At 74.5% G+C, this 17,745-nt stretch carries 12 protein-coding genes and 1 pseudogene; 9 read left to right on the top strand and 4 right to left on the bottom strand.

The features are described from left to right. Nucleotides 1–3 precede the first annotated feature (3 nt). Together ACWDYF_RS21310 and ACWDYF_RS21315 are read left to right on the top strand one after the other, a co-directional pair. Nucleotides 4–636, top strand: a complete 633-nt coding sequence (locus ACWDYF_RS21310; protein ID WP_381744278.1) for a TetR/AcrR family transcriptional regulator — start codon at nucleotides 4–6, stop codon at nucleotides 634–636. Continuing rightward, a complete protein-coding gene (locus ACWDYF_RS21315; RefSeq protein WP_389464650.1) occupies nucleotides 633–2,231 on the top strand; it encodes a glycerol-3-phosphate dehydrogenase/oxidase in 1,599 nt (532 codons plus the stop codon). The genes ACWDYF_RS21310 and ACWDYF_RS21315 overlap by 4 nt, the downstream gene beginning before the upstream one ends. Nucleotides 2,232–2,304: 73 nt before the next feature. On the opposite strand, the gene ACWDYF_RS21320 is transcribed toward ACWDYF_RS21315, so the two are convergent. Both ACWDYF_RS21320 and ACWDYF_RS21325 read right to left on the bottom strand, forming a co-directional pair. Then, on the bottom strand, nucleotides 2,305–2,850 hold the full coding sequence (locus ACWDYF_RS21320; RefSeq protein ID WP_389464649.1) for a hypothetical protein: 546 nt from the start codon (nucleotides 2,848–2,850) through the stop codon (nucleotides 2,305–2,307). A 206-nt stretch (nucleotides 2,851–3,056) separates the two neighbouring features. Further along, nucleotides 3,057–5,336: a catalase gene (locus ACWDYF_RS21325; protein WP_389464648.1), complete on the bottom strand. Its 2,280-nt coding sequence runs from the start codon at nucleotides 5,334–5,336 to the stop codon at nucleotides 3,057–3,059. A 425-nt stretch (nucleotides 5,337–5,761) separates the two neighbouring features. On the opposite strand from ACWDYF_RS21325, the gene ACWDYF_RS21330 reads away from it, so the two are divergent. The 3 genes and pseudogenes from ACWDYF_RS21330 (at nucleotide 5,762) to ACWDYF_RS21340 (ending at nucleotide 8,618) form a co-directional block, all read left to right on the top strand. Beyond that, entirely contained in the window at nucleotides 5,762–6,226 is a 465-nt protein-coding gene (locus ACWDYF_RS21330; RefSeq protein WP_389464646.1) for a low molecular weight protein-tyrosine-phosphatase, read from the top strand. Next, a pseudogene (locus ACWDYF_RS21335) lies at nucleotides 6,223–6,945 on the top strand (fructosamine kinase family protein); the annotation flags it as partial. The gene ACWDYF_RS21330 and the pseudogene ACWDYF_RS21335, both read left to right, overlap by 4 nt. A 164-nt stretch (nucleotides 6,946–7,109) precedes the next feature. After that, nucleotides 7,110–8,618, top strand: a complete 1,509-nt coding sequence (locus ACWDYF_RS21340) for an MFS transporter (protein ID WP_389464645.1) — start codon at nucleotides 7,110–7,112, stop codon at nucleotides 8,616–8,618. Nucleotides 8,619–8,688: 70 nt separating this feature from the next. On the opposite strand, the gene ACWDYF_RS21345 is transcribed toward ACWDYF_RS21340, so the two are convergent. Next, nucleotides 8,689–10,116 carry an alkaline phosphatase family protein gene (locus ACWDYF_RS21345; RefSeq protein WP_018569940.1) on the bottom strand — a complete coding sequence of 476 codons (1,428 nt, stop codon included), beginning with the start codon at nucleotides 10,114–10,116 and terminating at the stop codon, nucleotides 8,689–8,691. A gap of 452 nt (nucleotides 10,117–10,568) precedes the next feature. On the opposite strand from ACWDYF_RS21345, the gene ACWDYF_RS21350 reads away from it, so the two are divergent. From ACWDYF_RS21350 to ACWDYF_RS21360, 3 genes are all read left to right on the top strand, one after another. Then, complete coding sequence (locus tag ACWDYF_RS21350; RefSeq protein WP_018569941.1) at nucleotides 10,569–11,261, top strand: GAF and ANTAR domain-containing protein; 693 nt, start codon at nucleotides 10,569–10,571, stop codon at nucleotides 11,259–11,261. Nucleotides 11,262–11,509: 248 nt separating this feature from the next. After that, nucleotides 11,510–14,272, top strand: coding sequence for a SpoIIE family protein phosphatase (locus ACWDYF_RS21355; RefSeq protein ID WP_389464642.1), 2,763 nt, complete (start codon nucleotides 11,510–11,512; stop codon nucleotides 14,270–14,272). A gap of 178 nt (nucleotides 14,273–14,450) precedes the next feature. After that, nucleotides 14,451–15,296, top strand: a complete 846-nt coding sequence (locus tag ACWDYF_RS21360; RefSeq protein ID WP_018569943.1) for a chitosanase — start codon at nucleotides 14,451–14,453, stop codon at nucleotides 15,294–15,296. 42 nt (nucleotides 15,297–15,338) lie between these two features. On the opposite strand, the gene ACWDYF_RS21365 is transcribed toward ACWDYF_RS21360, so the two are convergent. Continuing rightward, a complete protein-coding gene (locus tag ACWDYF_RS21365) occupies nucleotides 15,339–17,177 on the bottom strand; it encodes a glycoside hydrolase family 15 protein (protein WP_381744271.1) in 1,839 nt (612 codons plus the stop codon). A 236-nt stretch (nucleotides 17,178–17,413) separates the two neighbouring features. On the opposite strand from ACWDYF_RS21365, the gene ACWDYF_RS21370 reads away from it, so the two are divergent. Continuing rightward, nucleotides 17,414–17,638, top strand: a complete 225-nt coding sequence (locus tag ACWDYF_RS21370; RefSeq protein WP_381744270.1) for a hypothetical protein — start codon at nucleotides 17,414–17,416, stop codon at nucleotides 17,636–17,638. Nucleotides 17,639–17,745: the final 107 nt, after the last annotated feature.

Genomic DNA, 17,745 nt, shown 5'->3' on the forward strand with positions numbered 1-17,745 from the left:
CACATGACGCCTATTCGTCACAATGCTGGGGAGCAGGAGAACGGGGACGGCCCGGCCGCTCCGTCCGGGGATCCGGTGCTCGACGCCGTGCGCGACTGCGTCCTGGCCGTCGGGGTCCGCCGTACGACGCTGACGGACGTGGCCCGGCGCGCGGGCGTCTCCCGGATGACGCTCTACCGGCGCTGGCCCGACGTCCGCTCCCTGGTGGGCGATCTGATGACCCGGGAGTGGATCGGGGTCGCCACCGGCGCCCTGCCGGAACGCCGTCCCGGGACGAGCGCGCGCGCCCTGATCGTCGACGGCCTGGTGGCCGGAGTGGCGGCGTTCCGCGCGCACCCGCTCTTCCGCAAGATCGTCGACGTCGATCCCGAACTGCTGCTCCCCTATGTGCTCGACCGGCGCGGCGCCAGCCAGGAGGCCCTGCTCGACCTGGTCGCCGACGCCCTGCGCGAGGGCCACGCCGACGGCTCGGTGCGCCCGGCCCACCCGGCCCGGCAGGCCCGGTCGCTGCTGCTGGTCGTCCAGTCCTTCACCCTGTCGCTGCGCACGATGACCGACGAGGACGACCCCGAGCTGTCCGCGGAGGCGTTCCTCGCCGAGCTGCGGACCATCCTGGAGAGGACCCTCACGCCATGAGCCCCGCCCGTCCCCGCGCCACTCCCGCCCCCCTCGCGGGCTCCTCGCTGACCGCGGCGCGCCGGGCGCGCGAACTGGCCCTGACCGCGGGGGGTCCGGCCGTGGACGTCCTGGTGGTCGGGCTGGGCGCCACCGGTGCGGGCGTCGCCCTCGACGCCGCCGCCCGCGGGCTCTCGGTCGCCGCGATCGACGCGCACGACCTGGCCTTCGGCACCTCGCGCTGGAGCTCCAAACTCGTCCACGGCGGGCTGCGCTACCTCGCCTCGGCACAGCTCGACGTCGCCCACGAGAGCGCGGTCGAGCGCGGGGTGCTGATGGAGCGCACCGCGCCGCACCTGGTCGGCGCCCAGCCGTTCGTGCTGCCGCTGACGCCCCTGGTCTCCCGCGGTCAGGCGGCCCTGGCCTGGGCCGGATTCCGCGCGGGCGACGGGCTGCGGCTCGCGGCGCGCACCGCCCGCGCCACCCTGCCCGCGCCGCGCCGCCTGTCCGCCGTGGAGACCCGCCATCTGGCGCCCGCGCTGCGCGGCACCGGGCTCCGCGGCGGCCTGCTGTCCTGGGACGGGCGGCTCACCGACGACGCCCGCCTGGTCACCGCCGTCGCCCGCACGGCCGCCGCACGCGGCGCGCGGATCCTGACCCGGGTGCGCGCCCTCTCCCTGACCTCCGCCGGGGCCCTGATCCGCGACGAACTCACCGGCGAGCAGGGCGAGATCAGGGCCCGCGCCGTGGTCAACGCCTCCGGTGTATGGGCGGGCGGACTCGTCGAGGGCATCCGGATCCGGCCCTCCCGCGGCACCCACCTCGTGCTGCGCGCCGAGCGGCTGGGGCCGCTGCCCGCCGGACTGCACATCCCGGTGCCCGGCGAGACCAACCGCTTCGTGCTGGTGCTGCCCCAGGGCGACGGACGGGTCTACGTCGGGCTCACCGACGAACCCGTGGACGGCGGCGTCCCGGACGTGCCCGAGGTGCCCGAGACGGACATCGGGTTCCTGCTGGACGTGCTGGGCTCCGCGCTGGACGTGCCGGTCCACCGCGACGACGTGGTGGGGGCGTTCGCGGGGCTGCGCCCGCTCCTGGACACGGCCTCCGGCGAGGCGGGTGCGGGCGGGGCCGTCCGTACCGCCGACGTCTCGCGACGGCACGCGGTGCTCACCTCACCGGACGGGGTGACCACCGTCGTCGGCGGCAAGCTCACCACCTACCGGCGGATGGCCGAGGACGCCGTCGACGCCGCCGTGCGCACGCACCGGCTGCCCGCCGGACCCTCGTCGACCGCCGCCCTGCCGCTCGTCGGCGCCGCCTCGCCCGCGGCCCTCGCCGCCCTTCCCGCGCCGCGCCGGCTGATCCGCCGCTACGGCACCGAGGCGCCCGCCGTGCACGCCCTCGGCGCCGACCGCCCCGAGCTGCGCGAACCCGTGCTGGAGGGGCACCCCGTCACCCGCGCCGAACTCGTCTGGGCGGTACGCCACGAGGGCGCCCTGGACGAGGCCGACCTGCTCGACCGCCGTACCCGCATCGGCCTGGTGCCCGCCGACCGGACCGCCGCCCTGCCCGCGGCCCGTGCCGCGGCGGGGGAAGCACTGGGCTCCCGCTGAGCCCACGGCGGGAAGGGGCCCGGACGAAGCCGCACCGGCCCGGACAGCGGGCCGGTGCGGCGCCCGCCGCGGCTCATGCCGCCAGGGCCGGATCCGGGCCCAGCCGCTCCAGCCGGTCCAGGAGCTGGGCGCGGTGGAGTGCGGCCACGGGGGCGAGGAGATCGGGGTGGCGCAGCAGTGCCGCCGCCCGGCGGTCCTGCTCGTCGGGGCCGAGCAGACGCCGGAACTCGGCCTCCGGGTGCGCCGTACGGCCGCTCCCGGCCAGCGCCGCCACCGCCCGGCCGGCCAGCACGGAATCGGTGAGCAGGCAGGCCGCCCAGCTCGCCACGACCTCGTCGACCCAGGTGCGCCAGGCGTGTTCGTCCGGATCCGCCGCATCGTCGGCCGCGATGCCGTCCGCTCCGGTCACCCGGTCCAGACGGCCGGAGCCGCCGGGGCCCGCCATGCCGACCAGCGCGGCGTCCACCGGCGTGGGATAGCGCAGCCAGGCCGCGACCGTGACCGCCTGGCGTGCCTGCACCTCGCACAGGGCGCACGCCAGCGCGCCACCGGACGCGGGATACGCGGCGGTCAGCCACTGGGCGGTCGCCGCGATGAGCGGGGAGAGGTCTTCGAGCACTGCCGGGCCGTTCGGGCTGGTTCACGGGCACAGGGAACGCACCCGGCCGCGCCGGGTGCTGCCCGGCACCGTAAGCCCGCGGCGCCCGCGCCGCCTATGGCGCGGGCCTCCCGGAGGGCGTGGCCTTGGCCACAGGCCGCGGGCGCGCGCCCGTACCCGTGCCCGCGGGACCGAGCGGACACGGGCACGGGCGGGTCGGCGGCCGGTCAGACCTCCGCCGGGAACCGTTCCCAGACGCGGTGCGCGCCCAGCAGGCGGGTGATCTGCTCCAAAGCGGCGGTGCCGCTGTCGACGAGCACCACACCGGGCGCGTCGGTGGGCACGCCCGCCGCCTGGAGCGCGGCCTCGGCGCCCTTCCAGGCGCCGATCGCCTTGCCGTGCCGGAACGCCTCGGACAGCAGCAGCCCGACGCGCGGGTCGTGGGCCGCCTGCTGCGCGGAGGGCAGCGGGGACTTGGCGTCCCGGGCGCCGTAGGCGTCGGCGCCCACGCCCGGGACCCCGGCGACCAGCAGCGCGTCGAACTCCACGGACCGCGCGTTGGCGTAGGTGCGCTGCACCGCCAGCGGGTCGGCGCCGTCGCCCAGGGTGCCGCCGGTCGGCGCCACGACCAGGGGCACCATCCCGGCGGTGAGCACGGCCTCGCGTACGGCCCGTACGCCCTCCAGGTCGCCGTCCGGACCGGCGACGATCCCGATGACCCGGCCCTCCGTGGGCCAGGTCCGCCCGATCTGGGAGAGCGCGGGGCTGGGCTGCACCTCCGCCGGTGGCACCGTGGCCGCGGGCGCGGGCAGGCCGAGCCCGGCGGCGACCTGCGCGCACAGCTCCGGGTCGATGTTGGCCAGCACCTGTAGGCCCCGCTCCCGGATGGCCTGTTCGTAGCACTTGCTCAGCTCGAAGGTGTACGCGCCGATGATGTGCTCGCGCTCCAGCGGGCTCATGGACAGCCAGAACCGGCGGGGCTGGCTGAAGTGGTCCGCGAAGGACTCGGGCGCCTCCCGGACCTTCTTCGACTCGGGGACCCGCACGGGTGCCTCGATGTACGCGCCGGTGTCCGCGCCCGCGGTGAACGGGCAGCCGCCGTCGAGGGAGTTGGGCCGGTAGGGCGCGACGCCCCGGTGCACGGCCGTCTGGTGGAAGCTGTCGCGCAGCATGTCGTTGACCGGGGCGTGCGTGCGGTTGATCGGGATCTGCCCGAAGTTGGGGCCGCCGAGACGGGTGATCTGGGTGTCCAGGTAGGAGAACAGCCGCCCGGCGAGCAGCGGGTCGTCGGTGATGTCGATGCCGGGGACGAGGTGGCCGGGGTGGAAGGCGACCTGCTCGGTCTCGGCGAAGTAGTTGTACGGGTTGCGGTCCAGGACGAGCCGTCCGACCCGCTGCACCGGGGCCATCTCCTCGGGGACGATGTTCGTCGGGTCGAGCAGGTCGATGCCCTCGAAAGTCTGCTCGGGGGTGTCGGGGAAGGTCTGGATCCCCAGCTCCCATTCGGGGTACGCGCCCGCCTCGATGGCGTCGGCGAGGTCCCGGCGGTGGAAGTCGGGATCGACGCCGCCCGCGAGCTGCGCCTCCTCCCACACCAGCGAGTGGACGCCCAGCTTGGGCTTCCAGTGGAACTTCACCAGCGTCGTCCCGCCGCTCGCGTCGACCAGCCGGAAGGTGTGGATGCCGAAGCCCTCCATCATCCGGAAGGAGCGCGGAAGGGCCCGGTCGGACATGTTCCACAGGGTGTGGTGGGCGGCCTCGGTGTGCAGGGTGACGAAGTCCCAGAAGGTGTCGTGGGCGCTCTGCGCCTGCGGGATCTCCCGGTCGGGCTGCGGCTTGCCGGCGTGGATGACGTCGGGGAACTTGATGGCGTCCTGGATGAAGAACACCGGGATGTTGTTGCCGACCAGGTCGAAGACGCCCTCACTGGTGTAGAACTTGGTCGCGAACCCGCGGGTGTCGCGCACCGTGTCGGCGGAGCCGCGCGAGCCCAGCACCGTGGAGAAGCGGACGAAGACCGGTGTCTCGACGTCCTCGGCGAGGAACGCGGCCTTGGTCACCGACGCCGCCGTGCCGTAGCTCTGGAAGACGCCGTGCGCCGCCGCGCCGCGGGCGTGGACCACGCGCTCGGGGATGCGCTCGTGGTCGAAGTGCATGACCTTCTCGCGCAGATGGTGGTCCTGGAGCAGCACCGGGCCGCGCGGCCCCGCCTTGAGCGAGTGGTCCGTGTCGTACAGCCGGGTGCCCTGGGCGGTGGTCAGATAGCTCCCGCTCTGCGCCATGCGGGCCTGGTCGGCGCCGGTCGGCTGGCCCGTGGGCGAGACGGTCTCGGGGCCGGTCTGGTCGGGCTTGGACGGCAGCGGCTCCCTCGGCTGCGTCGGTTCGTCGACGGAGGGCGATTCGGCACCCGGCTTCCCCGGGATGCCGTCCTGCGGGCCCTCGCCGTCGCCCCGGAGTGCGTCGGCCACCTTCCGGGCCGCCTGCTTGATGGGGTTGGCCTCGCTCATGCGTACCGTTCCTCCACTCCTGGCCGTCACCGAGATGCGTGCGCGGCCCGCGTACTCTCCGATTGCCGGTCGCCCCGACGGGGCCGCCGTACCCGGCTGCTCGCGCCGGTCCTGCCGTTCGGTCCGAGAGATTCAGACAAAAGGCCCTTAATGGGCATCGGCCCTGTCAATCTCTCACGGCCCGGAGTGCGTCGCACGGGGCCCGCCCCGACGGGGTGAACCTCCCGTTCCCCCCGGGGCGCCGCCACCGCGTACGCCGCCCTCCCGGCCGCCGTCGCGCTCCGGCCGCCAGGACCGGCGCCCCCGTCCGCGTACCCGGACGCGGCGGATCGAGCCCTGCGGAAATCGGCCCGGCCGGGCCGGGCGTCCGAACCCGCCGCTCCCCGCCCGGACGGCACACGCCTTCCGTTCCGTACGCTGGTGCCGTGCACTTCTGTTTCGTCTGCACCGGGAACATCTGCCGGTCGCCGTCCGCCGCCCTGGTGTTCGAGGAGCGGCTGCGCCGGGCGGGGCTCGCCGACGCGGTCCGGGTCACCAGCGCCGGTATCGGCCCCTGGCACGCCGGTGAGGCCATCGACGAGCGGGCCGGGCGGACGCTGGCCCGGCACGGCTATCCGGTCGAACACGTGGCCGCGCAGATCGGCGCCGGGCATCTGGACGCCGATCTGTTCCTGGCCATGGACCGCGGCCACGAGAAGGCGCTGCGCCACCTCGTGCCCGATCCGTCCCGGGTGCGCCTGCTGCGCACGTTCGACCCGGACGCGACCGGCGATCTCGACGTCCCCGACCCCTACTACGGCGGCGCGGACGGCTTCGAGGAGGTCCTCGCCCTGATCGAGTCGGCGATGCCCGGCCTGCTCGCCTGGACACGGGAGCGCCTGACGCCGTGACGGGCCGCCCGGCGGCTCCGGCCCCGGACCCGGTGCCGCCGGGGCGGGCGGCCCGGCTGACCGGGTGCGGGGCCACCGCGCGGCGCGCGCTGCCCGCCGCGCTCACCGAAGTGGCGCCGGACGACGGCCGGGTGGGTGGGTGGTGAGGGCCGGACGCGACGAGCGCCCCGGCGCGGTGCGCGCCGAGGCGGCCGCCGTCGGCACCGTACGGATCCCGGCGGTGCACGGCCAGGACGCGCGGTCGGTGGCCGGTGACCGGCCGGGTCGCGCCGGGACGCCCGGGGCGCGCTCCGGTTCGGCCGCGATCTCGCCGCGCTGCACGCGGCGGGCGCGCCCGCGCTCGGGGCGCCGCCGCCCGGCGGCCCCGAGGAGGCGTGCACCGGGCTCGCCCCGCTGCGCAACACGCCCGGCGCCGACTGGCCGCGCCGGTACGCCGGGCACCGGGTGCTGCCCTGTCTGCGCCGGGCCGTCGACACGGGCGCCGTGCGCCCGGCCGGGGCGGCGGTCGTCGAGGATGTGATGGAGCGGCTGCCCGAGCTGGCGGGGGCCGCCGGACCTCCGGCGCGGCTGTACGCCGACTTGTGGACGGCAACGTGCTGCGGGACCCAGAGGGCCGGGTCCGGCTGATCGACCCGGCCGCGCACGGCGGCCACCGCGAGACCGGCCTCGCGTCACCGCGCCCGTTCGGCTGCCCGCACCTGGACCGGGTGCCGCCGGGCCAGGACCCTGGGGCCGGACGGTCGCCGCTTCCCGGCCGCGGCGCCCCGGCGGCCGATACCGCCGACGTGGCGAATCTCGCTCCCGGGCCCCGGCCCCGTTTGCCGTCGCCACGGGTGAGCAGGCGGTCTCCTGGATGTCAGTGCGCCGGCAGGAAGGAGCCCCCATGGCGGGCAACGCAGAGGATTCCCGGGAGAGCGAGGCCGATCAGGGCGCCCGCAGGCGGCACCGCACGCTGTTCCGCGCCGCGGAACGCCGCAGGAATCCCCCGCTGCGACGGACCGACATCACCGTCACCGACGAGCACGCGGTACGGCGCGCGGTGAAGGCGGCGTCGCTGGGCAATGCCATGGAGTGGTTCGACTTCGGCATCTACAGCTATCTCGCGGTCACGATCGGCCATGTGTTCTTCCCGTCCGGGAACGCCACGGTCGAGCTGCTGTCGTCGTTCGCGACCTTCGCCGTCTCCTTCCTGGTGCGGCCGCTGGGCGGCATGGTGTTCGGGCCGCTGGGCGACAAGATCGGCCGGAAATCGGTCCTCGCCATGACGATGATCATGATGGCCGTCGGGACGTTCTCGATCGGTCTGATCCCGTCGTACGGCACGATCGGCTTCTGGGCCCCGGCCCTGCTGATCTTCTTCCGGCTGGTGCAGGGCTTCTCCACGGGCGGCGAGTACGGCGGCGCCTCCACGTTCATCGCCGAGTACGCGCCCGACCGGCGCCGGGGCTTCTTCGGCAGCTTCCTGGAGCTGGGCACGCTGGCGGGCTATGTCGGCGCCGCCGGTCTGGTCACGGTGCTGACCACGGTCCTCGGCAGCGGCGGGATGGAGTCGTGGGGCTGGCGCGTGCCGTTCCTGGTGGCCGGGCCGATCGGGCTGGTCGGCCTGTACCTGCGGCTGCGCCTGGACGAGACGCCCGCGTTCCAGAAGCTGGAGGACGCCTCCCTGCACCGGGCCTCGGAGGCGGCGTCCGCGGTGGAGACGACCGCGAAGGGCGACCTGGCGAAGATCTTCCGCCAGTACTGGCCGTCCCTGCTGCTGTGCGTCTGCCTGGTCGGCGCCTACAACATCACCGACTACATGCTGCTGTCGTACATGCCGACCTATCTGTCGGACGAGATGGGCTACTCCGAGACCAACGGCCTGCTGATCCTCATCGGCACCATGGTGGTGCTGATGCTGCTGATCAACCAGGTGGGCCGGCTGTCCGACCGGATCGGCCGCAAGCCCGTGCTGATGGCGGGCATGCTCGGCTACCTCTTCCTGTCGCTGCCCGCGTTCCTGCTGGTCGGGCAGGGCAGCCCGGTGGCCCTGGCCGGCGGCATGCTGCTGCTCGGTCTGTCCCTGGTGTGCATGCTGGGCACGATGTCGGCGGCGCTGCCCGCCCTGTTCCCGACCGAGGTGCGCTACGGCTCCCTGTCCATCGGGTACAACGTCGCCACCTCGCTCTTCGGCGGCACCACCCCGCTGGTGATCACCGCGCTGATCTCGGTCACCGGCAGTGAGCTGATGCCCGCGTACTACGCCATGGCCGCGGCCCTGGTCGGCGTGGTCGCCGTGGCGTGCATGAAGGAGACGGCCCGCCGTCCGCTGGCCGGCTCCCCGCCCTCCGTGGCGACCCCCGAGGAGGCGGCGGAGATGGTGGAGAGCCAGGCACCGGTGCCCAGGTTCTGACGTCCTCTCCCCCGAGGACCGGCGGGCCGCGGTCCCGGACCCGTCGGCCGACGGGTCCGGGACCCGCTGCTCACAGGTGCGGCCGGTGCCCCCGCTCCTGGCGGGGGAAGGTCTGGTCGGCGCCGGGCAGCTTCGGCTTCGGCAGCGTCGCCACCTCCTCCTTGGCCTTCTCCAGCTGCTCCGCCGTGTCGTGCGGCAGCCGGGGCGGGCGCGGCCGGCTGTGGGAGAAGCGGAAGGGCGAGGTGAAGTCGCCGAAGGTCTCCCGCCGCCAGTCGGTGATGTTGGGCTCCTCGACACCGGTGAAGCGCTCCAGGAACTGGAGGGCCGAGGTGTGGTCGAAGGTCTCCGTGGCGACCCAGCCGCCCACCGTCCAGGGCGAGACGACGATGGCGGGGACGCGGAAGCCGCCGCCGATGGGCAGGCCCTTGATGAACTCGCCGGGGGTGCCCGCGGGCGGTGTCGGCGGGGGCACGTGGTCGAACAGGCCGTCGTTCTCGTCGTAGTTGAGGATGAACGCGGTCTTGCGCCACACCTTCGGGTTGGCGGCGATCGCCTCGATCTTCGAGGCGACGAAGTCCGCTCCGGCGGCCGGCAGGTAGTCCGGGTGCTCGGACTGGTGGCTGGTCGGCATGATCCAGGAGACGGCGGGCAGCCGGTCGTTGCGGGCGTCGTCCTCGAAGGTGCCCTCGGGCTGCGGACGCACCCCGCGCTCGTACAGCTCGGAGCCCGGCCGGGCGTCCTTGAAGGCGGCGAACTGCTCCAGCAGGTTGCAGCCGTAGTCGTCGTCCTGCTGGTACACCTTCCAGCTGACCCCGGCCGCCTGGAGGCGCTCCGCGTACGTCGTCCAGCGGTACGGCGTCGGCGCGGTGTTGTTGGTGATCGGGCCGCCGTGGGTGCCGTCGGGGTCGATGGACCCGGTCATCCACATCAGCCGGTTCGGCCAGGTCGGGCCGAACACCGAGCAGAAGTAGTTGTCGCAGACGGTGAAGGTCTCGGCGAGCGCGAACTGGAACGGGATGTCCTCGCGCGTGTAGTAGCCCATCACATACGGGCCGTTGACGCCGTCGGCCTTGCGGTGCGCGGGCAGCCAGCGGTCCATCTTTCCGTTGTTCCACGCCTCGTGCTGCACCGACCAGGCGTGGCTCGTGGAGGGGATGGCCTGGGCGCTCGACGTGTGCGTGTCGAGGTGGAAGGGCAGGAGGTAGCCGCGGGGGTTCTCGGTGTCCGGCTGGTAGAAGACCGAACGCCCGGTGTCCAGCTTGAGCGCGTGCGGGTCGGCGAAGCCGCGGACGCCCTTGAGCGTGCCGAAGTAGTGGTCGAACGACCGGTTCTCCTGCATCAGCAGGACGACGTGCTCGATGTCGCGCAGCGAGCTGTGCCGGGGCGGCTCGGCGGCCACGGCCTTCTGGACGCTCGGCGGGAGCAGGGAGAGCGCCGCCGCGCCGCCCAGTGCGCCGGCGGCCGAACCCAGGAGTCTACGGCGTGTCAACTCGGCCATCTGTGCTCCTTCTTGAACGGGTGAAGCTCTCACGATGTCGCGGTCCGGCGGGGGGTGTCCGGACCGCCGACCACTTTCTGCCCATCGCGGCGCGGGCCATCAGGGGCTGCGGGTGAACAAGTGGCCAACGTGTGGAAAGGGGTTGGCCAACCCATGACCGAACGCACCGGCACGACACCAGGACTTGGCCCGCCCGTTGCGATGGTGCGGGTGTCGTGCGGATCTTCCCGTACGGCGTACACGCGAGGGCGCGCAACACGCGGCCGCCGTCGGCCCGGCCGCCGGACCACCGCGTTCCGTCGTACCGGCCCGCCCCGCCGGAGCACCGGCATGCCATGATCGCGTTACGCGGTGCGGTGACGGCCGAGGGGTACGCTGCGGATGCCGGGGTCCGGGGGCGGCAGCGTCCCCGGCAGCGGTGCACGCGGCCGGGAGAAGGGTGGTGCGCAGGGATGGACTGGCGTGTCTTCGCCGAACAGATGGCCGAGCTCGCCCGGCGTCTGCTGGCCCAGGAATCCACCGGGGCGACACTCGAGGAGATCGCCTCGGCGGCGGTCGAACTCATCGACGGGTGCGACGCCGCCGGGATCCTCGCCGTGCGCAAGGGCCGCGCGGTGAGCCTGGCCGTCACCGAGGGCATGGTCGAGGAGTCCGACCGGCTCCAGGGCGAGCTGGGCGAGGGCCCCTGCTTCGACGCCGCCCGCCGGGTCAACGGCGACCGGGTCTTCCGCATCACCGACCTGTCCCAGCCGCAGCCGGACTGGCCGCGCTACGGGCCGGCCGCCCGTGAGCTGGGCATCGGCAGCATGATGGGTTTCCTGCTGTACACCGAGGACGAGGACTTCGGGGCGCTGGACTGCTACTCCCGCCGTCCCGGCGCGTTCACCCCGGAGAGCGAGACCGCCGGCTGGCTGCTCGCCTCGCACGCCGCCGTCGCCCTGTCCGGTGCCCGCACCGTCGACCAGCTCGAACACGCGCTGGAGACCCGGCACGCCATCGGCGAGGCCATGGGCATACTGCGCGAGCGCCACCGGCTCAGCGAGGACGACGCCTTCGCGGTGCTGCGCCGCATCTCCCAGCACCACAACGTCAAGCTCCGCGACGTCGCCCAGAACATCCGCGACGAGAAGCCCCGCCGCTCCTGATCCCGGGGCCCGCCGCGGCCCCGGCCGCGCCCGTGCCCGCGGCCGCGGGGCCACCCGGACGGCCGTACCGGGTCCCCGGCGCCGCCGCGCCCCGCTCCCCCGGCCCGTGGGCGCTCCGGCCGCCGCGCCGGGCCCACGGGCCGTGCGGCACCGGCGGGATCCGCGGGCTGTGCGGGCCGCGCGGGCGGGTCCGGGGTACGGGTGCGACGGGCCTCGCCCGGCGGGGCCCGGCAGTGTAGACATGGCACATGGTCCGACTCCCGGGTCGAGCCGGTACCCGGTCGACCCGCCGCCCCGGTGGCCGGCGCGTCCAGCCGGCGCCCGGCCCCGCCCGTCGCGCGCGTGAGCGCGCGGCGCGCAGCCGGGCCGCGGGCGGCTGGCCCACGCGGCTGTGGGCGGCGCTGCGCGGGCGCAGTGTGGCTCGGCAGGTGTTCGTGCTCCAGGTCGTGGTGGTGCTGCTGCTGGTGGTGGCCGCGGTGGTCGCGCTGGTGCTCCAGGTGCGCCGGGACAGCACCGGCGAGGCCCGCAGCCGCTCGCTGGCGGTCGCCGAGGCGTTCGCCAACGCGCCGGGCACCGCGGCGGCGCTGGCCGCCCCGGACCCGACGGCCGTGCTCCAGCCCCGCGCCGAGGCCACCCGCAGGGCCGCGCACGTCGACTTCGTCGTCGTGACGGACACCGCCGGGATCCGCTACACCCACCCCGAGCCGAACCGGATCGGCAAGAAGTTCGTCGGCACGATCGAACCCGCGCTGCACGGCCGGACGGTCGTGGAGGAGATCAACGGCACCATCGGGCGGCTGGTGCAGGCCGTGGTGCCGCTGAGGGCGCCGGACGGCAGGGTGGTGGGCGTGGTGGCGTCCGGCATCACCACGCGGAACGCGGGCGGTCTCGCCGACCGCCAGCTGCCCGTCGTGCTGGGCGCGGCCGCCGCCGCGCTCGCCCTGGCCACGGCGGGGACGGCACTGGTCAGCAGGCGGTTGCTGCGGCAGACGCACGGGCTGGGGCCGGGTGAGATGACCCGGATGTACGACCATCACGACGCGGTGCTGCACGCGGTGCGCGAGGGCGTGATCATCGTCGGCGACGAGGGCGAGCTGCTCCTCGCCAACGACGAGGCGCACCGCCTGCTCGATCTGCCCGCCGACGCCGAGGGGCGCCGGGTGCTCGATCTGGGGCTCGATCCGGAGACGGCGGCGCTGCTGGCGTCCGGGCGGATCGCCACCGACGAGGTGCGCCTGGTCGGCGACCGGCTGCTGGCGGTCAACCAGCGGCCCACCGACCTGGACGGCGGCCCGTCGGGCAGTGTGGCCACCCTGCGCGACTCCACGGAGCTGCGCGCCCTGTCCGGCCGCGCGGAGGTGGCCCGCGAGCGGCTCAGCCTGCTCTACGACGCCGGGCTCGGGGTGGGCACCACCCTGGACGTGACCCGGACCGCCGAGGAGCTGGTGCGGGTGGCGGTGCCGCGCTTCGCCGACTTCGTCACGGTGGACCTCTACGACGCCGTGCTGCGCGGCGAGGAACCGGATCCGGGCGCCGGGCTGCGCCGGGCGGCGGCCGGCGGGATCCGTGCTCGGACGCCGCTGTACCCGGTGGGGACGCGGATCCGGTTCGTGGCGTCCTCGCCGCAGGCGGACAGCCTCCGTACGCGCAGGCCGGTCCTCGAACCCCGGCTGGAGGCCGCGCCGGGCTGGCAGGCGCAGGACGAGGAGCGGGCCGCGCGGGTGATGCGGTACGGCATCCACTCGCTGATCGCCGTGCCGGTGCGGGCGGGCGCCGTGGTGCTGGGTCTGGTGGACTTCTGGCGCTCGGAGAAGGACGAGCCGTTCGACGCGGAGGAACTGGCCCTCGCCGAGGAGCTGGTGGCGCGGGCCGCGGTCTCCATCGACAACGCCCGCCGGTACACGCGCGAGCACGGCATGGCGGTGACCCTCCAGCGCAGTCTGCTGCCGCGCAGCCTGCCCGAGCAGGGCGCGCTGGAGGTCGCCTACCGCTATCTGCCCGCGCAGGCGGGGGTGGGCGGTGACTGGTTCGACGTGCTGCCGCTGTCCGGGGCGCGGGTGGCGCTCGTCGTGGGGGACGTGGTCGGGCACGGGCTGCACGCGGCGGCCACGATGGGGCGGCTGCGTACCGCGGTGCACAACTTCTCCGCCCTGGACCTGCCGCCGGACGAGCTGCTCGGGCTGCTGGACGAGATGGTCGACCGGATCGACCAGGACGAGGCCGCGGACGGCGCCGGCGCGCCGGTGATCGGCGCGACCTGTCTGTACGCGATCTACGATCCGGTCTCCCGGCGCTGTGTGATGGCGCGCGCCGGGCATCCGCCGCCCGCGGTGATCGGCCCGGACGGCGAGGTGGTGTTCGCCGAGGTGCCGGCCGGTCCCCCGCTGGGCCTGGGCGGGCTGCCGTTCGAGACGGCCGAGCTGGAACTCGCCGAGGGCAGCAGGCTGGTGCTGTACACGGACGGGCTCGTGGAGGACCGGGAGCGGGACATCGACGCCGGTCTGGAGGAGCTGCGGGCCGCGCTGGCCTCGGCGGGCGGGTCGCCGGAGGAGACGTGCCGCGCCGTGCTGGACTCGCGGCTGCCGTTCCGGCCCGGGGACGACATCGCGCTGCTGGTGGCGCGGACCCGGGCGCTGGACGCCGACCGGGTCGCCGAGTGGGAGGTGCCCGCGGATCCGGCGGCGGTGGCGGACGTGCGGGCCGCGGTGAGCCGTCGGCTGGCCCGGTGGGGTCTGGACGAGGCGGCCTTCACGACGGAGCTGATCCTCAGCGAGCTGGTCACCAACGCGATCCGGTACGGCAGCGCGCCCATCCGGGTGCGGGTGCTGCGGGACACCGCGCTGATCTGCGAGGTCTTCGACAGCAGCAACACCTCGCCGCATCTGCGCTACGCGGCCTCCACCGACGAGGGCGGCCGGGGCCTGTTCCTGGTGGCGCAGCTCGCGGACCGCTGGGGCACGCGCTACACGTCCACCGGGAAGGTCATCTGGGCGGAGCAGTCCCTGTCCTGAGACGGTGCCCGTCCGCCGCCGGCCGTGGTGACCTGCCGGTCCTCCCCCGCCTTTCTCATAGGTTCCTACGAATTTCCCGCGCGACGGGTGCCGGGCCCTGACGGCCTCTGATAGGAAACCTTCCTACCAGTTGGCGTCCGGTCCAACTGCCCTCCCCCCACTCACCCTTGGAGCCCCCGTGGTGCACGCGAACCCTGATTCGGCCACACCGGCCGGCGCCTCCCGCCGTACCGTCCTCGCTCTCCTCGGCGCCTCGCTGGCCGCCGTCCCGCTGCTCGGCGGCGCCCCGCAGGCGATGGCGGCCCCGGCCGCCGCGCCGGGCCTCGACGACCCGGCGAAGAAGGAGATCGCCATGAAGCTGGTGTCGAGCGCGGAGAACTCCTCGCTCGACTGGAAGGCCCAGTACACCTACATCGAGGACATCGACGACGGCCGCGGCTACACCGCCGGCATCATCGGCTTCTGCTCCGGGACCGGCGACATGCTCGACCTGGTGCAGCTCTACACCGACCGCAAGCCGGGCAACGCCCTGGCGAAGTACCTGCCCGCGCTGCGCAAGGTCAACGGCAGCGACTCGCACTCCGGCCTGGGCTCGGCGTTCGTCTCGGCCTGGCACACCGCGGCCAAGGACAGCGCCTTCCAGCAGGCCCAGAACGACGAGCGCGACCGGGTGTACTTCAACCCGGCGGTCTCCCAGGGCAAGAGCGACGGGCTGCGCGCGCTCGGCCAGTTCGCCTACTACGACGCCATCGTCATGCACGGCGACGGCGACGACTCCACCAGCTTCCGCAACATCCGCAAGCGGGCGCTGCGCAGCGCCAAGCCGCCGGCGCAGGGCGGCGATGAGACGGCGTACCTGAACGCGTTCCTGGACGCGCGGGTGTGGGCCATGAAGCAGGAGGAGGCGCACAGCGACACCAGCAGGGTCGACACCGCGCAGCGGGTGTTCCTGCGCAAGGGCAACCTCGACCTGAAGCCGCCGCTGGACTGGAAGGTGTACGGCGACTCGTACCACATCGGCTGAGGCCGGCGGCCGTCCCCGGTGCCCGCCGCGCGGGTGCCGGGGTCAGCCGAGGGCGCGGTCCAGGTTGTAGGCGGCGCTGATCAGGGACAGATGGGTGAAGGCCTGCGGGAAGTTGCCCTGCTGTTCGCCGGTGCGGCCGATCTCCTCGGCGAACAGGCCCAGGTGGTTGGCGTAGGTGAGCATCTTCTCGAAGGCGAGGCGGGCCTCGTCCAGGCGGCCCGCGCGGGTCAGCGCCTCCACGTACCAGAAGGAGCAGATCGAGAAGGTGCCCTCCTCGCCGCGCAGTCCGTCGGGGCTGGTGCGCGGGTCGTAGCGGTAGACGAGCGAGTCGGAGACCAGATCCTCGGTGAGGGCGTCGAGGGTGGACAGCCACTTGGGGTCGGTGGGCGCGATGAACTTGGCCAGCGGCATCATCAGCACGGCGGCGTCCAGCACGTCGCCGCCCTCGTACTGGACGAACGCCCCGCGCCGCTCGGACCAGCCGCGGTCCATGATGCGGCGGTAGATCGCGTCCCGGGCGCGCTGCCAGCGCGGCAGGTCGGCGGGCAGGCCGCGGCGGTTGGCCAGCCGGACGGCGCGTTCGACGGCCACCCAGCACATCAGGCGCGAGTAGAGGAAGTTCCGGCGCCCGCCGCGGGTCTCCCAGACGCCCTCGTCGGGCTGGTCCCAGTGCTCGCACACCCAGTCGACCAGCGCGCACACGTCGTCCCACTGGGCGCTGGAGATCGGCTCGGCCCATTTGTCGTAGAGGTAGATGGAGTCGATCAGGGCGCCGTAGATGTCGAGCTGGAGCTGGTCGGCGGCGGCGTTGCCGACCCGGACCGGGGCGGAGCCCTGGTGGCCCTCCAGATGGGTCAGTTCGCGCTCGGGCAGGTCGGTGCGGCCGTCGATGCCGTACATGATCTGGAGCGGGCCCGTGGCGCGGCCGTCGCCGGGGCTGATGTGGCGGGTCAGGAAGCGCATGAAGGCGGCGGCCTCGCCGGTGAAGCCGAGGCGCAGCAGGGCGTAGACGGCGAACGCGGCGTCGCGCACCCAGACGTAGCGGTAGTCCCAGTTGCGCTCGCCGCCGATCCGCTCGGGCAGGCTGGTGGTGGGCGCGGCGACGATGGCGCCGGTCGGCGCGTAGGTGAGGAGCTTCAGGGTGAGCGCCGAGCGGTGCACCATCTCCCGCCAGCGGCCCCGGTAGCGGGACTGCGCGATCCAGCGCCGCCAGTAGGCGACGGTGGCGGCGAACTGCTCGTCGGCCTCGGCGCGGGCGCAGCGGCGCGGGGCGACCTCGCCGCCCACCTGGTCCAGGGCGAAGACCGCGGACTCGCCCTCGGTGAGTTTGAAGTCGGCCCGTACGTCCGGGCCCTCGGTCTCCAGCGGCGCGGTCGCCGTCAGGGCGAGGGCCGAGCGCGCGGACTCGAACAGCGCCAGGTGGCCCTGGACGCGCACGGTGTGCGGGTCGGCGCCGTAGCCGAAGCGCGGCGCGACGCGCGCGCGGAACCGCACGGTGCCGCGCACGCACACCGTGCGCCGGATCAGACGGTGCCGTTCGGCCTCGCCGTCGTCGCCGCACACCGGCATGAAGTCCTGCACCTCGCCGACGCCGTCCTCGGTGAAGAAGCGGGTGATCAGCACGTTCGTGTCGGGGAAGTAGAACTGCTTGGTGCGGGCGGCCTCGTCGGCCGCGGCGAGTTCGAAGCAGCCGCCCTTCTCGGCGTCCAGCACGGCGGCGAAGACGCTCGGGGAGTCGAAGGAGGGGCAGCAGTACCAGTCGATGGTGCCGTCGGTGCCGACCAGGGCGACGGTGCGCAGGTCGCCGATCAGGCCGTGGTCGGCGATCGGCACGTAGCGCCGGGTGCCCGGCGCGGATGACGGGCTCGGTGTGTCGGCCATCGCTGGGCCTCCCTGTCCGGTCTCCCGGCCGCGGGCCGCCGCTGCGGCGGCCCGCGTGGTCGTTCCAGCTTACGGAGCGCGGCGCCGGGCGGCGGCCGGGGAAGCCGGCCAGGGGTCCGGCGGGGCCTTCCGGATGCAGGGTGCGGCGCGGCGGGCAATCGTAGGAGGAGGTCCCGGTCCCTGGGCGCGGGCGGCGCGGCACGGGGCGGGGACCCGGCCGGACCCGAGGAGGACACATGTCGACGTCACAGCCCGAAGCATCCCGTTCGCCCGAAGCGTCCCGTCCCCCGGGGGAGCGCTGCACACCGGACGCCGTGCTCCACGCCCGTACCGGTACCGAGGTCTCGCCCGAGGACGTCGTGCTGGCCGCGGGCCGCGACCTCACCCCGCGCAACCTGGAGTGGGCCAAGCGCAGGATCGAGACGGACGGCCCGGCCGCCCTGGACAAGCTGCTGCCCTGAGCCGGTCCGCCGCCGGGCGGACAGCGGTGGGGGGGGCGCGCGGCGGCGCGGGGAGCCCCGCGTGCACCCCCCCCGAACCCCCCACCGGGCCGGCGAGCTAGAACCGA

It is taken from the genome of Streptomyces sp. NPDC003284, assembly GCF_053589675.1.